Origin of the sequence: Klebsiella oxytoca (assembly GCF_009707385.1) — a bacterium.
Lineage (GTDB): Bacteria > Pseudomonadota > Gammaproteobacteria > Enterobacterales > Enterobacteriaceae > Klebsiella > Klebsiella oxytoca_C.
The window spans coordinates 4448201-4462802 of record NZ_CP046115.1; the positions used below are offsets into that span (position 1 = coordinate 4448201).

16 protein-coding genes are annotated in these 14602 nt (G+C 54.1%); 12 read left to right on the forward strand and 4 right to left on the reverse strand.

The features are described 5' to 3' along the window. Nucleotides 1-240: 240 nt before the first annotated feature. Both GJ746_RS20720 and GJ746_RS20725 read right to left on the reverse strand, forming a co-directional pair. Nucleotides 241-948 (reverse strand): ArsR/SmtB family transcription factor, encoded by a 708-nt coding sequence (locus GJ746_RS20720; protein ID WP_154681876.1) that lies wholly within the window; start codon nt 946-948, stop codon nt 241-243. Nucleotides 949-989: 41 nt separating this feature from the next. Next, nucleotides 990-1307 (reverse strand): antibiotic biosynthesis monooxygenase family protein, encoded by a 318-nt coding sequence (locus GJ746_RS20725; protein ID WP_154681877.1) that lies wholly within the window; start codon nt 1305-1307, stop codon nt 990-992. Between the two features lie 384 nt (nt 1308-1691). Here GJ746_RS20725 and GJ746_RS20730 point away from each other — a divergent pair, with 384 nt between their 5' ends. After that, the gene (locus GJ746_RS20730) at nt 1692-1901 is read left to right on the forward strand and encodes a YdgH/BhsA/McbA-like domain containing protein (RefSeq protein WP_004105360.1); all 210 of its coding nucleotides are present in this window, start codon (nt 1692-1694) and stop codon (nt 1899-1901) included. A 464-nt stretch (nt 1902-2365) separates the two neighbouring features. Here the strand turns inward: GJ746_RS20730 and GJ746_RS20735 are convergent, their stop codons facing one another. Then, nucleotides 2366-3250 (reverse strand): EamA family transporter, encoded by an 885-nt coding sequence (locus tag GJ746_RS20735; RefSeq protein WP_154681878.1) that lies wholly within the window; start codon nt 3248-3250, stop codon nt 2366-2368. A gap of 80 nt (nt 3251-3330) precedes the next feature. On the opposite strand from GJ746_RS20735, the gene GJ746_RS20740 reads away from it, so the two are divergent. Next, nucleotides 3331-3837, forward strand: coding sequence for a MarR family winged helix-turn-helix transcriptional regulator (locus GJ746_RS20740; RefSeq protein ID WP_154681879.1), 507 nt, complete (start codon nt 3331-3333; stop codon nt 3835-3837). Between the two features lie 181 nt (nt 3838-4018). On the opposite strand, the gene GJ746_RS20745 is transcribed toward GJ746_RS20740, so the two are convergent. Then, a complete protein-coding gene (locus GJ746_RS20745; protein ID WP_195908760.1) occupies nt 4019-4480 on the reverse strand; it encodes an Lrp/AsnC family transcriptional regulator in 462 nt (153 codons plus the stop codon). 150 nt (nt 4481-4630) lie between these two features. Here GJ746_RS20745 and GJ746_RS20750 point away from each other — a divergent pair, with 150 nt between their 5' ends. The 10 genes from GJ746_RS20750 (at nt 4631) to GJ746_RS20795 (ending at nt 14563) form a co-directional block, all read left to right on the forward strand. Then, the gene (locus GJ746_RS20750; protein WP_154681881.1) at nt 4631-5242 is read left to right on the forward strand and encodes a LysE family translocator; all 612 of its coding nucleotides are present in this window, start codon (nt 4631-4633) and stop codon (nt 5240-5242) included. Between the two features lie 540 nt (nt 5243-5782). Beyond that, the gene (locus tag GJ746_RS20755; protein WP_154681882.1) at nt 5783-6388 is read left to right on the forward strand and encodes a tyrosine-type DNA invertase; all 606 of its coding nucleotides are present in this window, start codon (nt 5783-5785) and stop codon (nt 6386-6388) included. Nucleotides 6389-6810: 422 nt separating this feature from the next. Beyond that, the gene (locus tag GJ746_RS20760) at nt 6811-7437 is read left to right on the forward strand and encodes a tyrosine-type DNA invertase (protein WP_154681883.1); all 627 of its coding nucleotides are present in this window, start codon (nt 6811-6813) and stop codon (nt 7435-7437) included. Between the two features lie 465 nt (nt 7438-7902). Continuing rightward, complete coding sequence (fimA, locus tag GJ746_RS20765) at nt 7903-8448, forward strand: type 1 fimbrial major subunit FimA (RefSeq protein ID WP_154681884.1); 546 nt, start codon at nt 7903-7905, stop codon at nt 8446-8448. Nucleotides 8449-8520: 72 nt separating this feature from the next. Then, entirely contained in the window at nt 8521-9060 is a 540-nt protein-coding gene (locus GJ746_RS20770; protein ID WP_154681885.1) for a fimbrial protein, read from the forward strand. Between the two features lie 35 nt (nt 9061-9095). Further along, on the forward strand, nt 9096-9821 hold the full coding sequence (locus tag GJ746_RS20775) for a fimbria/pilus periplasmic chaperone (protein WP_154681886.1): 726 nt from the start codon (nt 9096-9098) through the stop codon (nt 9819-9821). Between the two features lie 74 nt (nt 9822-9895). Then, nucleotides 9896-12532, forward strand: a complete 2637-nt coding sequence (locus GJ746_RS20780; protein ID WP_154681887.1) for a fimbrial biogenesis usher protein — start codon at nt 9896-9898, stop codon at nt 12530-12532. A gap of 10 nt (nt 12533-12542) precedes the next feature. After that, nucleotides 12543-13073 (forward strand): fimbrial protein, encoded by a 531-nt coding sequence (locus tag GJ746_RS20785; protein WP_154682787.1) that lies wholly within the window; start codon nt 12543-12545, stop codon nt 13071-13073. Between the two features lie 12 nt (nt 13074-13085). Continuing rightward, entirely contained in the window at nt 13086-13586 is a 501-nt protein-coding gene (locus tag GJ746_RS20790) for a fimbrial protein (protein WP_154681888.1), read from the forward strand. Between the two features lie 14 nt (nt 13587-13600). Further along, nucleotides 13601-14563, forward strand: a complete 963-nt coding sequence (locus GJ746_RS20795; protein WP_154681889.1) for a fimbrial protein — start codon at nt 13601-13603, stop codon at nt 14561-14563. Nucleotides 14564-14602: the final 39 nt, after the last annotated feature.

Sequence of the window (14602 nt, forward strand, 5' to 3'; positions counted from 1 at the left end):
CGAGGCTGTCGGCGTCAAAGAATGCTATTTTTCGCTGACAAATATACATATGTTCACAAGCTGTTAATCAATGCAACAGATAGCTAACAACTATTAATTGTTGAGGATTGATAGCAAAAAACAAAACTATTGTTATTTACACTGCTGGGGAAAGGGCGATATGGAATTAACAGAACAGCAGCCTGTACTGGCATAAAAGGCTATTTCTCCACGTTGAGAACTCTCATAATAAATCGGCAGCTACGCATTTTTCGATAGCTGAAAATGCAGCTGCAAAGCGCGCCATCCTGCCGAAGTAATCGTTACTTCACGAAATCCTGCGTTAGTGGTGAACCAGCCTTTCTGCTGACCATGCTGCAGCAAAGCCGCACCGGCCGCGCCACCGAGATGAAAGCGCCGTTCGCTCCAGTCCAGACAGCCGCAGCATGCTTTACGTCGCGAGCCGCTCTTCACCACAATCCCCAGAGACGCAAACTGCGCTTCACCAACGGGCGTCAGCGCCGTTCCGTCTGGCGTTATCCACGCTTCACGCAGAAGAAAATCATATAACGATACCGCCACTTCCCCGGCCAGATGATCGTAGCAGGTTCGCGCGACGCGTAGGTTGACCGGCGTACTGGTGGACAGCGTCACCGCGCGCTTGCCGGCCATGGCCATCATATTCTCCAGCAGACCGGCGACATCGCTACCGGCGAGGCGGTAGTAACGGTGTCGCCCCTGGGCCAGGCATATCAACAAACCGCTGCTGACCAGACGGCTAAGGTGCGCGCTGGCGGTGGATGGGGAAATATCAGCAACGGTGGAAAGCTCGGTGGCCGTCCACGCCCGGCCATCCATCAAAGCGCAAAGCATTTTTAGCCGTGAAGCGTCGGCCATTGCCGACGCCACTACCGCCATCGCCATGGCCAACGACTCATCGTCGTCGATCAGCTCAACAGGTTTTAACATAGCGCCTCGCCTATTCTCCCCGGCGGTAAAAATTAGCCCCATTATAGCGGATTGCCGTTCTCAGAACCGTATTCGCGCAGCACCTGAGCCACCCGAATTTGATAACAGGAGAAGATACTCTCTCGCCCCTCTTTTTGTGCAGCCTGATGGCAAAGGTTGCGCTTCCACGCCAGTACCGCCTCCTCATCCCGCCACCAGGAGAGCGACAGAATTTTCCCCGCCGTGGTCAAACTTTGAAAACGCTCAATGGCAATAAAACCATCAATCTTACTGAGCAGCGGCTTTAGTTCCGCCGCCAGTGCCAGGTAGCGTTCCTGGCTCGCCGGCGTCACTTCGGCCTCAAAGAGTACTGCGATCATGCTGTTGTCCTCACGTAATTAGTGTGAGAGCCACTGTACCTGCTCATCTGGACTCAATGCTTCGCCGGTTAACGAACTATTGCCGCCTTAACCTGTACAAAAAACGCCCTATTTATTCATAAAAACAATAATCACTAACCCCAGGCGGAAAAAAACGCCTTTCTGAACAGAATCTTTTATCTGGTGAAAACTGTGCTTAAAAAAATCTATCAATATGTTTTTATTGAAAATAAAAAACAAAATTCGGCTTAAGCATCATCGTACCGTCATAAAAATGTGATCTAAATCGCACTTTTTGCCACGCGCGTTATAGTTAGCAGACTTATTATAAATCCATCGAAAGCAACAACGCTTTCCACCATAAAAGTTAAAAGGACAAACACCATGAAAAACGTAAAATTACTCGCCGCTGCCGGTATGCTGTCTCTGGTTTCTTTTGCTAGCTTCGCTCAGCCGGTTAGCGTAACCGCAGATACTCTGGACAACGCAGAAGCCAAAATCGCCGCCATTGCTAAAGACCAGGGCGAGTCCTACCACATTACCGAAGCTTATACCGGTAACCAGGTTCATATGACCGCCGAGCTGTCTAAATAACCGAATGGTTGCAGAGGGAGCTGCCGGACAGGTCGCCTGAAGGCGGCTGGTCTGGCTCCCGCCGCATAATAAGCATGCAGTAATGTCGAGCCCCTTAATGGGGCTTTTTTTGTATCTGGCGAACGATGACCCCGGGGGCGGCGCAAAGCGCCTGCCCGGGCTCAGGTTCACCGCCGTCTGCGGACCGGTAGCCCGGACAGATACGCAGCATCGCCTCCGGGAAGTTCCGCCACTCTGCGCGCTGCTCCCGGGGGCGGCGCCCAAAGCGCCTTGCCCGGGCTACAGGTTCACCACCGTCTGCGAGCCGGTAGCCCGGACAGATGCGCAGCATCGCCTCCGGGAAGTTCCGCCACTCTGCGCGCTGCTCCCGGGGGCGACGCCCGACGCGCCTTGCCCGGGCTACAGGGTCACCACTGTCTGCAGGCCGGTAGCCCGGACAGATGCGCAGCATCGCCTCCGGGATTTTACCGATTCGTTACGGCTCTCTTATTTGATAACGCGCGCTGAATCGACAGCACGCTGAGCAGCACAATTACCAGTCCTACCAGCGCGATCCCCTCAATCTTTTGCCCCAGGAAAATCCAGCCTAACAGCACCGCGGTCACCGGACTCAGCAAGCTCATTGCCGACACCGCTACCGGAGAAAGTCTGGCGATCCCGCGAAACCACAGGCCGTACGCCAGCATTGCCCCGGCAACGCACAGCCACAGGTAGCCCGCCACCTGCGTCAGGGTTACCTGATACAGCGGCGGATCGACCAGCAACGCGATAGGTGCCAGCACAATACCGCCAATCAACAGCTGCCAACCGGTCAGCGCGACGACCGGTAGGGAGATCGCCCAGCGCCGCGACAGCCAGGTTCCCAGCGCCATACTCGTTGCTCCAAGAAACGCCGCGCCAATTCCGAGCGGTTCAAGCGTGGTTTGCGGGGACAGCAGCAGCATCGCCATCCCCGCGATCCCTGCCAGCGCCGATAGTACCGCCAGCCATGGCGATCGCTGACGATCGACGCACCAGGCCAGCAGCATCACCAGCAGCGGTTGAATAGCGCCAATCACCGCCGCCAGGCCGCCCGGTAAACGATAGGCGGCAATAAACAGCAATGCCTGAAACGCGCCGATATTCAGGATCCCGGTGACGATCAGCTTCCACCATTCGGTACGCAGCGGAAAGCGGCGGCTCCATATCAGCAGCGCGATCCCCGCAGGCAGCACCCGCAGCAGCGCGGCGATAAACGGCCGATCGGGCGGCAGAAACTGCGAAGTCACAATATAGGTGCTGCCCCAGATGGCTGGCGCCAGGGCGGTCAGGAGTAAATCAATAATCAAACTGCGCGAAATAAAGGTCATGATTTTATCTTTATATCAAGGTAAATTGTGGTCCAAGTATGTATCGATAATTATCTTGATATCAAGACAAGTGAGCATTAATGGACAAATCAGCACAGTTCGACGCCGTGGATCTTATTCTTGAACAGTGGAAGCGGGAGCGCCCGGATCTGGATTGCAGTCCGATGGGGCCCATTGGCCGGCTGAAACGCTGCACGATGCTGCTGGAGCCGCGCATTGAGGCGGCCTTTGTTCGCCACAATCTGGTGCGCTGGGAGTTTGATATGCTGGCGACTTTACGCCGGGCGGGCGAGCCGTTCGTGCTGTCGCCAACCCAGCTTTTTTCAACATTGATGATCACTTCCGGCACCATGACCCATCGCCTTAAGGCGCTGGAAAAGCGCGGGTTTATAACTCGCCTGCCTGACCCGGAAGATGCGCGTAGTATGCTGGTGGCGCTTACGCCGGAGGGACGTGGGTTAATCGATAAAGCGGTGGAAAGCCACGTAGAGAATGAGCGCCAGCTGCTGAGTGTCCTTTCTGCGCAGCAGCGCCAGCAGCTGGATGAAGCGCTAACGGTTTTTATGCGCCTGCTCGAAAAAGCTTAATACGCCTCTGTTCTTACGTTTCTGTCGGCTGGTGGTTCGCGGCATATCCGTTCTGGCAACATTAAAACTGGCATCACCTTTATTTTCCCCGGAGGCGAGGCTGCGCCTCTGTGCGGGCTACCGGATTTGAACCCGCATCCCGGGCAGGCGCTTTGCGCCGCCCCCGGGGAGAGCGGCGTGATTACCCGTTACCCAGAGGGAAAGGCCGATCCTGAACGACCGTTTTCATTACCAGCGTCGAGCGTAGATGCTGCACGCCGGGCATCGCGGAGAGTTTGTCGTCATACAGCTTCTGGAACGCCGGAAGATCGCGGGTTACCACGTGCATCAAATAATCCGGATCGCCGAAAAGGCGCTGCGCCAGCACGATCTGCGGGATCTCTTCAACCGCGTCCTCAAATGCGCTCACCGCTTTCTTGTCGCCCTCTTTTAACGTCGCGAAAACAATCGCCATGAAATTGAAGCCCATTTTAGCCGGGTCAAGATTAGCCCGGTAACCGGTAATCACCCCTTCCTGCTCCAGCGCCCGCAGACGACGATGACAGGGCGAAAGGCTTAAATTCACCCGCTCGGCCAGTTCGGTTATCGACAGCCGTCCGTCGGCCTGTAGCTCAGCAAGAATTTTTCGATCTATGCTATCCATCTGGAAGATTTTCTCTTTAAAGACCTCGCCTGAGCATAACATTGAAAGCTCATTGCGCAATAAACTCGATATTCTTTCGCTCATATAGCCGAAGCTAAATGAGGAAGTAAAGATGAATAACCGCCGTCACCGCGCAGAGGCGCTCTGTCCATGGAGATGAGCTTTATTGCCAGCTTTTGGTTGGTCTCTTTTCTGTTAATCATCACCCCTGGCGCTGACTGGGCCTATACCATCAGCGCAGGAATCAACGGACGACGCGTGATCCCCGCCGTCGCTGGTCTGATGTCAGGCCACCTGCTGGCTACGCTGATCGTAGTCGCCGGAATCGGTGTATTAATCGCCCGCCATCCGCTGGCGCTGTCGACGATAACCCTGCTGGGCGCAGGCTATCTGATGTGGCTGGGGCTCGCTATTTTACGTCACCCGCCGACGCCGGATACATCCGACCACACCGCTGGCAGCTGGAATCGATGGGCCCTTAAAGGATTATGTATTAGCGGTCTTAACCCAAAAGTGTTCCTGCTATTCCTGGCTCTGCTACCGCAGTTTACCGATCCCCGAGGAAGCTGGTCGCTGGCGCAGCAGATGTCGGCACTCGGCGGCATTCATCTGGTAACCTGTACGCTGGTCTATTTACTGGTCGGGTACGGCGCCAAAGCGCTATTAGCCACCCGGCCGCAAGTAGCGCAAAAAGTCAGCATGGTTTCCGGCGTGATTATGCTGGCAATTGCCGCTCTGCTATTCTTTGAACAGCTGAGCTAGCGGTAAATATCAGGCGTGAGCGCATCCCCTCTCACGCCACAGAAAAATACATCTTTCATACAAATGCGGTATATCTGATTTTACAAAGCGATTACCGCACTAAAAAAATCAGACGCCCGGTTCCGCTACACTTATCAGCTTTACCCTCTGTCGCTCCTTTCCGCCATATAACCCTACATCGACAGGCAAGACTCATCTTACCCGCGATCGAATAATTCTTACTCTCTCCAGGAAATATTCACTTTCTTAATAGCACTATTCATAAGAGGGTTTTTGCAGTATGGTTAACAACATTAGAAATTAGAAACTTCTGAATGTGCAATCAAGGAGAAATAGAGTGAACAGGATATTGGCCCTTCCCCAAAAACTAAAATTTATCAAAAACATAAAAATAAGCACAGCATATCCAATAGAAGTCACATCTTAAAATTATTGGCACAACCAGAATCAAGAGTAAATATTTCAAATGCAGCGGAGCCCCATCATTAACCCAACGATGCTAAAAAATGTCTTATTCGTCTGCATGATAAAGGGAACATAATGAAAAACCATGGCATTTTAAAAAAAAGGAACTTCCTGACTCATAATGAAATAGAGTCATTGCTCATAGCAGCCAACAGTGGTCCCCATGCCACACGTAATTATTGCCTGACATTACTGTGTTTCATTCATGGATTACGCGCCAGCGAAATATGTCGTTTGCAGATTTCCGATATCGATCTAAATTCAAGGTGTATCTATATACATCGTCTCAAAAATGGATTTTCCACCACTCACCCTTTGCTCAATAAAGAAGTACGCGCATTAAAAAACTGGCTGGAAATCCGCACCTCGTATCCTCAATCCACCAGCGAATGGCTGTTTTTATCACGCAAAGGTAATCCTTTATCTCGCCAACAGTTTTATCAGATCATTTCTGCTTCAGGCGACAATGCTGGACTTTCACTTGAAATTCATCCGCATATGCTTCGTCACTCATGCGGCTTTGCCTTAGCCAATATGGGCATAGATACCCGCCTCATCCAGGATTATCTTGGCCACCGCAACATCCGCCATACGGTGTGGTATACCGCCAGCAACGCGGGTCGTTTCTATGGTATCTGGGACGATACCAGGAACAAACAGCGGAGCCCTGTTTTACCATAATTCCTGATGCCATGGATGGCGTCAAAATTGATGATAATTAACCATACTTTACTTATGATTATTGTTCCGGCAAGTTCGTATTCATACACCGTTTAACTTATTACGTTCCCTCTCTCTCCCTGTGCGTTTAAGCGTATTATTTATAACCAGATTAAAACACCACCACTCATTGCTTTTTCTCATTCAGGTTTAACCACCTGGCACAGAGTTGAAGAAGTGATGTTGTGATAATGAATAAAATCTATAAAAATAAGATTTATCACCCGGAAATATACCTGGCTGAAGCCACCATAATGTATATCCTTTAGCTTGCATTTTATTCCCTTCATATAATACGCGATTAACATTGCGGATTATTTGTGCGCCCCCTGTTGCTTAGCAGGGAAGTTTTGTCTATCAAAACCATATCAGGAGTCTTAATTGTGAACCGACGTCGTTTTCTTACCGGTAAAGAAGTGCAGGCGATGATGCATGCCGCCCGCAATGGGCAGACGGGAGAGAGAGATTATTGCCTTATCCTGCTCGCTTTTCGCCATGGAATGCGCATTAGCGAGCTACTCGATCTTCACTATCGCGATCTCGATCTGGCCGAAGGACGCATCAATATTCGAAGGCTGAAGAACGGATTTTCGACCATACATCCGCTGATGGCCGATGAATGTGAGGCTATCAGGCGCTGGAGTCAGTCCCGGCAAACCTGGAAAGACGCGAAAAATAGCGATGCGCTGTTTATCTCACGGCGGGGTACCCCACTTTCCCGCCAGCAGGCCTATCGCATCATCCGTACAGCGGGAGTTGAAGCCGGAACGGCAACCCAGACTCACCCACATATGCTGCGCCACGCCTGCGGCTACGAGCTGGCGGAACGAGGAGCGGATACGCGCCTTATCCAGGACTATCTTGGCCATAGAAATATTCGCCATACCGTACGTTATACGGCCAGCAATGCCGCTCGATTCGCCGGACTTTGGGAGCGCAACAATCTTATGGAGATGAATTTAAAAAATCAGAAGAGGGCAAATAAGGATTTGATAAATAAAGGAAAATAACTTACCGAACAGGTCAATTGGGGCCAAACTGTGTGCATCATAAAAATATTTAGTCATCTTTTGCAACCACTGAATGCATCAAACAGAACCAGTCAATCAATATCTGATTGATTATTAATGAATTATTATTTTTATTCTTTTCCAGAAAACCCTTTCTTTTCGCTGCTCATGCTTGCCACCGACGCTTTGCCGATAGCCTTCCATGGCTCATAAACCCTTAATGATTACGATTTTTTATATCGAAAAACAAAACAAAAATAGATTAAAACTCCAATAAAAATCTTAATAAAACAAAATGACAGTCAATTACGCCAACGAGTCAAAATGGCCCCAAATGACTCATCTTTTGGGTGAAAAACATGCAGAACCGCAGTCGAAAACGTTGACTGAATCATGGAATACCTGGAGGTCATGATGACGGCCAGATCGGTTCGTAATCCCGATATTGTTACAAAGGAAAACAACATGAAAATCAAAACACTGGCAATGGTTGTATTGTCTGCTCTGTCTCTGAGTTCCGCGGCGGCTCTGGCCGATACCACGGTAAACGGCGGTACAGTGCATTTTAAAGGGGAAGTCGTCAACGCGGCATGCGCCATTGACGCGGGTTCAATCGATCAGACCGTTCCAATGGGCCAGGTTCGTTCGGCAAAACTCGCTACTCCAGGCAGCACCAGTACGGCTGTCGGTTTCAATATCCAGCTGAACGATTGTGATACCACCGTGGCCACCAAGGCATCCGTTGCATTTACCGGTACCGCGATTGACAGCACTAACACCACCGTGCTGGCGCTGCAAAGCTCTGCGGCAGGCAGCGCGAATAACGTTGGCGTGCAGATCCTTGACCGTACCGGTGTTCCGCTGGTACTGGATGGCGCGACCTTCAGCGCAGCTTCCACCCTGAACGATGGCACCAACGTCATTCCGTTCCAGGCGCGCTACTACGCTACCGCCGCAGCTACTGCCGGTACCGCTAACGCTGACGCGACCTTCAAAGTGCAATACCAGTAATTCATTCATCAGGCAGGGAAGCATGTCGGGCCAGGAAGGCCCGTTATCCATAACGGAACTCGGGTGATAACGATGCAAAGGATGAAGTCAGGTCTGTTGATATTTTTGCTCCCATCGCTGGCGCTGGCCGGTAATCAATGGAACGTCACACTGCCCGGCGGAAATATGCGCTTTCAGGGCATCATCATTGCCGAGTCCTGCCGCGTTGAAGCTGGCGACCGGCAGATGACGGTCAATATGGGACAGATCAGCAGTAATCGGCTTCATTCAGCCGGAGAAGATACCAATCCGGTGCCCTTCGATATTCATCTGCAGGAGTGCAGCACCGCAGTCAGCGAACGCGTTGGCGTGGCGTTTCACGGCGTCGCCGACGGTAAAAACCCGGACGTGCTCTCGGTCGGTGAAGGACCGGGGATCGCAACCGGCGTGGGCGTTGCTCTGTTTGATCAAGAAGACCATCTGATCCCACTAAATAGCCCTCCCGCCGCCTGGACAAAATTGTATACCGGGCCGACCACCCTGCACTTCGTGGCGAAATATCGGGCGACAGGGCATCAGGTCACCGGGGGAGCGGCCAACGCTCAGGCCTGGTTCTCCCTGACCTACCAGTAATTAATCAGCAAACGTACCGAAAACAGGAAACGACGGTGAGTATAAAAGGGGTTAACGTGAGAAAAACACTGGCGATGACGCGCGGTTTACTGATGGGAGCGCTGATGATAGCCGCCACCGGATTGACCGCTCGCGCCGAAGCAGGCGTGGCGCTGGGGGCGACCCGCGTCATCTATCCTGCCGGACAAAAGCAGGTTCAGCTGGCGGTCACCAATAACGACGAAAAGAGCACCTATCTGATCCAGTCATGGGTGGAAAACGCTGACGGCGCAAAAGACGGACGTTTTGTTATCACTCCGCCGCTGTTCGCGATGCAGGGCAAAAAAGAGAACACCCTGCGCATCATTGATGCGACCAACAACCAGCTGCCGCAGGACCGGGAAAGCCTGTTCTGGATGAACGTCAAAGCGATCCCGTCGATGGATAAATCAAAGCTCAGCGACAATACCCTGCAGCTGGCGATTATCAGCCGCATCAAGCTCTACTATCGCCCGGCAAAACTGGCGCTATCGCCGGATCAGGCTCCAGAGAAGCTGAAGTTCCGCCGCAGCGCTGGTTCGCTGACGCTTATCAACCCCACCCCATACTACCTGACGGTGACCGAACTCAATGCCGGTACTCGGGTTCTGGATAATGCGCTGGTCCCGCCGATGGGCGAAGCCAGCGTCAAATTGCCTGCCGATGCAGGCAGCGAGATTACTTACCGAACCATTAACGACTACGGCGCGCTGACCCCGCGAATGAAAGGCGCAACGCAATAACTGACGGGAGACCCAGTTCTCCCGGAAATAAAAAATAAGAACTGACAGCCGGGCGACTTTGGACCGGAGGGACTATGTCACATCTGAAATATGGACTCGACTACCTGGTAAATGGCCATAAAAACCGCCACAAACCGGGAAATGCGCGCGCTTTCGCTCAAGTCACGCTGGCTCTGTTACTTTCCTCTGCGATCTTTTCTGTGCAGGCGGAGCTCTACTTTAATCCGCGTTTTTTAGCAGACGACCCTGCCGCCGTGGCGGATTTATCCAGATTTGCCAGCGGCCAGGAAGTGCCGCCGGGAACCTATCGCGTCGATATCTACCTGAATGACGGCTATATGACCACTCGTGATGTCACGTTTAATAGCGGCAAAAACGACCACCAGCTGCTTCCCTGCCTGACGCGCGGACAGCTGGCCGGGATGGGCGTCAACACCTCATCTATAGAGGGAATTAACACCTTAGCATCCGATGCCTGCGTGCCGTTAACCGAGATGATCAAAGAGGCCACCATCCGTTTCGACGTCGGCCTGCAGCGGCTTTATTTGACCATTCCCCAGACGTTTATGGGCAACCGCGCCCGCGGCTACATCCCGCCCGAACTCTGGGACCACGGGATTAACGCCGGGCTGCTGAACTATAACTTCACCGGCAACAACGTCCACAACGACATCGGCGGCAGCAGCAACTACGCGTACCTGAACCTGCAGAGCGGGCTGAACCTCGGCGCCTGGCGCCTGCGCGACAATACCACCTGGAGCTACAGCAGCAGCGGCAAATCGTCGACCAGTGAAAATAAGTGGCAGCACGTCAACAGCTGGCTGGAGCGCGATATCACTCTGCTGCGCTCGCGCCTGACGCTGGGCGACAGCTATACCAACGGCGATGTCTTCGACGGCCTCAACTTCCGCGGCGCGCAGCTCGCCTCCGACGACAATATGCTGCCGGACAGCCAGAAAGGGTTTGCCCCGGTTATTCACGGCATTGCCCGCGGCACGGCGCAGGTCTCGGTGAAACAGAACGGCTATGAGATCTACCAGAGCACGGTGCCGCCCGGCCCGTTCACCATTAACGATCTCTACTCCGCGGGCAACGGCGGCGACCTGCAGGTGACCATCAAAGAGGCCAACGGCAGCAGCCAGGTCTTTACCGTCCCTTATTCTTCCGTTCCGGTGCTCCAGCGCGAAGGCCATACCCGCTATGCCGTCACCGCCGGGGAGTATCGCAGCGGCAACGATCGGCAGGATAAACCGAAGTTCTTCCAGAGTACCCTGATGCACGGTCTTCCGGCGGGCTGGACGCTGTATGGCGGCACCCAGCTGGCGGACCGCTACCGCGCCTTTAACCTCGGCGTCGGGAAAAACCTGGGGCAGCTGGGCGCGCTGTCGCTGGACATCACCCAGGCCAACGCCACCCTCCCCGATGACAGCGATCATCAGGGTCAATCGGTGCGTTTCCTCTACAACAAATCGCTGACCGATACCGGCACCAATATCCAGCTGGTGGGCTACCGCTACTCGACCCGCGGCTATTTCAGCTTTGCCGATACCACTTACAACCGGATGAGCGGCTACAACGTCGAAACCCAGGACGGCGTGATTCAGATGCAGCCCAGGTTCACCGACTACTACAACCTCGCTTACAACAAGCGCGGCAAAGTGCAGCTCAGCGTGACCCAGCAGTTAGGCCGTACCGCCACCCTTTATCTGAGCGGCAGCCACCAGACCTACTGGGGAACCAGCAGCGCCGACCAGCAGCTCCAGGCCGGGCTGAACGCCGCCGTCGACGATATCAACTGGACCCTGAGCTACAGCCTGACCAAAAACGCCTGGCAGCAGGGCCGCGACCAGATGCTGGCTCTCAACGTCAGTATCCCGTTCAGCCACTGGATGCGCTCCGACAGCACCTCCGCCTGGAGAAACGGTAACGCCAGCTACAGCATGTCCAACGATCTGAACGGCAGGACCACCAGCCTTGCCGGCCTGTACGGCACGCTGCTGGAGGATAACAACCTGAGCTACAGCGTACAAACCGGCTACGCCGGCGGCGGCAAAGGGAATAGCGGCGGCACCGGATACGCGGCGCTGAACTACCGCGGCGGCTACGGCAACGCCAACGTCGGCTACAGCCGCAGCGACGGCATCAAACAGCTTTACTATGGCCTGAGCGGCGGCGTGCTGGCCCACGCCGACGGCGTCACCCTCAGCCAGCCGCTGAACGATACCGTGGTGCTGATTAAAGCCCCCGGCGCAGATGGCGTGAAGGTGGAAAACCAGACCGGGGTCAGGACCGACTGGCGCGGCTACGCCGTACTGCCCTATGCCACCGAATACCGGGAAAACCGGGTAGCGCTGAATACCAATACGCTGGCCAACAACGTCGACCTTGATGATGCCGTAGTCAATATCGTGCCGACCCACGGGGCAATTGCCCGTGCCGAATTTAAAGCCAGCGTCGGCATTAAGCTGCTGATGACGCTGATCCACAACGGTAAACCGGTTCCTTTTGGCGCCATCGCCGCCGCTGTCGAGAGTCAGAACAGCAGCATCGTCGCCGATAACGGTCAGGTCTACCTGAGCGGAATGCCGCTGGCGGGCAAGGTGCGCGCGAAGTGGGGAGACGGGCCGAACGCCAGCTGCGAAGCCGCCTATCGTCTGCCGCCGGAAAGCCAGAACCAGGCGCTAAGCCAGCTCTCGGCAGTATGCCGCTAAGGAAGCCATGATGATGAGAAACAACCTGTATCTGCTGGGCGCCATACTCTCTCTGGTCTCCTTCAGCACTTCTGCTGCCGACAGCAGCATCACGATCGGCGGTTACGTGCGGGATAACACCTGCGCCGTCGCGGGTGAATCAAAGGATTTTACCGTCGATCTGATGAATAACGCCGCGAAACAGTTTAATGCCGTTGGCACGACCACACCGCTGGTGCCTTTTCGTATCGTGCTGTCGCCCTGCGGCGGCTCTGTTACCGCGGTCAAAATCGGCTTTACCGGCGTAGCGGACAGCGACAACGCCAACCTGCTTAAGCTGGATAGCGGCGTATCGACCGCTTCCGGGATCGGCGTACAGATCCTTGACGGCAGCCGGGTTCCCCTGGTTATCAACTCGCCATCGTCAAATATCGCCTGGACAACCCTGAAACCCGGCCAGACCAACGCGCTGAACTTTTACGCCCGGCTGATGGCCGCCCGCGTCCCGATTACCGCCGGACATGTTAATGCAACCGCGATATTCACGCTTGAATTTCAGTAACCGGAGGCTGAAATGAAATGGACCTATTCCCGCTGCCTGCTGGCCGGATTACTGGCCTGCGCCAGCGCCTCTTATGCCGCCGATGTCACCATTACCGTGAACGGTAAAGTAGTGGCCAAACCCTGCACCATAGCCACGCCCAGGGCAACCGTCGACCTAGGTGATTTATACACCTTTAACATGCTTTCACCCGGCTCGGCCTCAGGCTGGCATGACGTCACGCTCGATCTCAGCAACTGCCCGATCGGTACGTCGCGGGTCACCGCCACCTTCAGCGGTACGGCTGACAGTACAGGCTATTACAAAAATCAGGGAACGGCGGGAAACCTCCAGCTGGAGCTACAGGACACCAGCGGAACCCGGTTTAACAACGGCTCAAGCAAAACGGTGGCCGTCAACGATGCCACGCAATCGACCAGCTTTCCATTACGCGTCAGGGCGCTGACGGTCAATGGCGGGCCAACACAGGGAACAATCCAGGCGGTGATTAACGTCACCTATACCTGGCTATGAGGCAGGAGATCGTTATGAATCAGCGGATTGCCACCATCCATAAACGTCGTCTGACCCTGGTCAACGCGCTGTGGCTTGTATGTTTATTATCCGGGTTTTCCACCAGCGTCAGGGCCTATACCTGCTACGACTCCACCGGCACAATATTAAACAGTGATACCGGAGGAAAGGTATCCAGCGTCTACGTCAACCTGCAGCCAAACCTTGGGGCGGGGCAGAACCTGGTCGTCGACTTATCCAGCTCTATTTTTTGTAAAAACGATGCGCCGACCATTCGTAACGATAGGGTGAGCATGCTACAGGGCTCGGCCTATAGCGGCCTGCTGACCAATTTCACCGGTTCTTTAAAGTACTATGGGATCAGCTATAAATTCCCGCTCAACTCTCAAACCGGCAACCACAACTTTACTTCCGGTAACTACGCAGGCTGGAATACGCAGCTCTACCTGACGCCGGTATCAACCGCCTCCGGGCTGGCGATAAGCGCCGGCTCGCATATCGCAACGCTGGTTATGTACCAGGAGGGCTCTGATATCAACGGCGGCGGTAACATTCGAACCTCGAAATTTACCTGGAACATCTATTCCAACAATAGCGTGATCATTCCTACCGGCGGTTGTGATGTTTCCTCACGCAACGTGACGGTAACGCTGCCGGAATATCCCGGTTCTACCGCCATCCCGCTCACCGTACGCTGTGGGCAAAACCAAAAGATAGGTTTTTACCTCTCAGGTACCACGGCTGATGCCGCCAGTTCCATTTTCACCAATACATCCTCAGCCTCACCGGCTCAGGGTATAGGCGTTCAGCTTTTGCGTAATGGCTCCATCATGCGGGCAAACACAACCGTCTCAATGGGAACCGTAGGCACGTCTGCGGTCAATCTGGGACTCACCGCCACCTACGCCCGCACCAGCGGCCAGGTTACCGCGGGCAACGTACAATCCATTATCGGGGTGACCTTTGTTTACCAATAGCGCACCCGTGGCGCACGGCAGATCGGGAAATGACTATAT

Excerpts from the sequence above, each read along its gene's own strand:
- GJ746_RS20720 (WP_154681876.1), bottom strand. The coding sequence starts at position 948 with ATGTTAAAACCTGTTGAGCTGATCGACGACGATGAGTCGTTGGCCATG.
- GJ746_RS20725 (WP_154681877.1), bottom strand. The coding sequence starts at position 1,307 with ATGATCGCAGTACTCTTTGAGGCCGAAGTGACGCCGGCGAGCCAGGAA.
- GJ746_RS20730 (WP_004105360.1), top strand. The coding sequence starts at position 1,692 with ATGAAAAACGTAAAATTACTCGCCGCTGCCGGTATGCTGTCTCTGGTT.
- GJ746_RS20735 (WP_154681878.1), bottom strand. The coding sequence starts at position 3,250 with ATGACCTTTATTTCGCGCAGTTTGATTATTGATTTACTCCTGACCGCC.
- GJ746_RS20740 (WP_154681879.1), top strand. The coding sequence starts at position 3,331 with ATGGACAAATCAGCACAGTTCGACGCCGTGGATCTTATTCTTGAACAG.
- GJ746_RS20745 (WP_195908760.1), bottom strand. The coding sequence starts at position 4,480 with ATGGATAGCATAGATCGAAAAATTCTTGCTGAGCTACAGGCCGACGGA.
- GJ746_RS20750 (WP_154681881.1), top strand. The coding sequence starts at position 4,631 with ATGGAGATGAGCTTTATTGCCAGCTTTTGGTTGGTCTCTTTTCTGTTA.
- GJ746_RS20755 (WP_154681882.1), top strand. The coding sequence starts at position 5,783 with ATGAAAAACCATGGCATTTTAAAAAAAAGGAACTTCCTGACTCATAAT.
- fimA (WP_154681884.1), top strand. The coding sequence starts at position 7,903 with ATGAAAATCAAAACACTGGCAATGGTTGTATTGTCTGCTCTGTCTCTG.
- GJ746_RS20770 (WP_154681885.1), top strand. The coding sequence starts at position 8,521 with ATGCAAAGGATGAAGTCAGGTCTGTTGATATTTTTGCTCCCATCGCTG.
- GJ746_RS20780 (WP_154681887.1), top strand. The coding sequence starts at position 9,896 with ATGTCACATCTGAAATATGGACTCGACTACCTGGTAAATGGCCATAAA.
- GJ746_RS20785 (WP_154682787.1), top strand. The coding sequence starts at position 12,543 with ATGATGAGAAACAACCTGTATCTGCTGGGCGCCATACTCTCTCTGGTC.
- GJ746_RS20790 (WP_154681888.1), top strand. The coding sequence starts at position 13,086 with ATGAAATGGACCTATTCCCGCTGCCTGCTGGCCGGATTACTGGCCTGC.
- GJ746_RS20795 (WP_154681889.1), top strand. The coding sequence starts at position 13,601 with ATGAATCAGCGGATTGCCACCATCCATAAACGTCGTCTGACCCTGGTC.